This window comes from Trebonia sp. (assembly GCF_049794275.1).
GTDB lineage: Bacteria > Actinomycetota > Actinomycetes > Streptosporangiales > Streptosporangiaceae > Trebonia.
Genome location: NZ_JBARCR010000986.1, coordinates 1 through 1,649 on the forward strand (window position 1 = coordinate 1; position 1,649 = coordinate 1,649).

The following is a 1,649-nucleotide window of genomic DNA, read 5'->3' on the forward strand; positions in this document are numbered from 1 at the left end:
GCCCTGCCCGCCGCCTCGCGGGTCGCGCTGACCGGGACGCCGGTGGAGAACCAGCTGTCGGAGCTGTGGTCGATCATGGAGTTCGCCAACCCCGGCCTGCTCGGCCCTGCGAAGGCCTTCAGGGAGCAGTACGCGGTCCCAGTGGAGCGGTTCGGCGACGAGGAGGCGGCACAGCGGCTGCGACGGGTCACCCAGCCGTTCCTGCTGCGCCGCCTGAAGACGGACAAGTCGATCATCTCCGACCTGCCGGACAAGCAGGAGATCAAGGTCTGGTGCAACCTGACGCAGGAGCAGGCAAGCCTGTACCAGGCGACCGTCACCGACATGCTCAGCCGCATCGACGAGGCCAGCGACGACATAACCAGGCGCGGCCTGGTGCTTGCCACGATGACCAAGCTCAAGCAGGTGTGCAATCATCCCGCGCACCTGCTCGGCGACGGCTCCCGGCTGCCCGGCAGGTCCGGCAAGCTCGCCAGGCTCGAGGAGATCTGCGAGGAGATCGCGGCCGACGGCGACAGGGCGCTGTGCTTCACCCAGTACGCCGAGTTCGGCCGGATGCTGCAGCCGCATCTCGCCGCCCGGATCGGCTGCCAGGTGCTGTACCTGCACGGCGGCACGAGCAAGAAGCAGCGCGACGAGCTGGTGGCCCGCTTCCAGGAGGCGGACGAGCCGATGCTGTTCCTGCTCTCGCTCAAGGCGGGCGGCACCGGGCTCAACCTGACCGCGGCAAACCACGTCATCCACGTCGACCGGTGGTGGAACCCGGCCGTGGAGGATCAGGCCACCGACCGGGCGTTCCGGATCGGGCAGCGCCGCGACGTGCAGGTGCGCAAGTTCGTCTGCGTGGGCACGCTCGAGGAGCGGATCGACGCCATGATCGAGGAGAAGAAAGCCCTGGCCGAGCAGATCGTTGGCACCGGGGAGAACTGGCTCGCTGGCCTGTCCACGGCGCAGCTGCGCGAGGTCGTAGCGCTTTCAGCAGACGCGGTGCCGGAATGAGCCCGCCAGCCAGCGGGCCGCGGTGGTGGGAGACGGCGGGTCCCCCGATCGCCGTCGAAGGCGGCATCAAGGCGAAAAGCAAGCGCGGCGCGATCGGCGAGCAATGGTGGTCGCGGCGGTTCATCGCCGTGCTCGAGTCTTACGGGATGAGCGGACGGCTGCAGCGCGGGCGCAGCTACGCGCGAAAGGGCCAGGTCGTGGAGTTCTCGCTGACCCAGGGCGTGGTCACCGCGCGGGTCCAGGGGTCGCGGCCGCAGCCGTACAACGTGACCATCAAGGTGCTGCCGCTGACAACGGCGCAGTGGCGCGAGGTCGAGCGGCGGCTGGCCAGCCAGGCGCTGTTCCGCGCGAAGCTGCTGGCAGGCGAAATGCCCGCGGAGATCGAAGAGATCTTCGCCTCGTGCGGGACGCCGCTGTTCCCCAGGTCGGCGGCCGACCTGGACATGCACTGCAGCTGCCCGGACTGGGGAGTGCCCTGCAAGCACCTGGCCGCGGTCTGTTACGTGCTGGCCGAGGCGTTCGACGACGATCCGTTCGAGATGCTCGCCTGGCGCGGCCGGAGCCGTAGCGCGCTGCTCGCAGCGCTGCGCCAGGCCGGCCCGCGGCCCGCGGCTTCCTCCGCGGGCTCGACCAGAGCCGCCACGGATGAC

At 69.9% G+C, this 1,649-nt stretch carries 2 protein-coding genes; both read left to right on the forward strand.

Going from position 1 to position 1,649, the window contains the following annotated elements; all coding sequences use genetic code 11:
* The coding region (locus tag WA805_RS25060; protein ID WP_425243561.1) for a DEAD/DEAH box helicase at window positions 1–999 on the forward strand (999 nt) is incomplete at its 5' end.
* Window positions 996–1,649: SWIM zinc finger family protein (locus WA805_RS25065; RefSeq protein ID WP_425243562.1), on the forward strand; the 654-nt coding region annotated here is incomplete at its 3' end. The genes WA805_RS25060 and WA805_RS25065, both read left to right, overlap by 4 nt.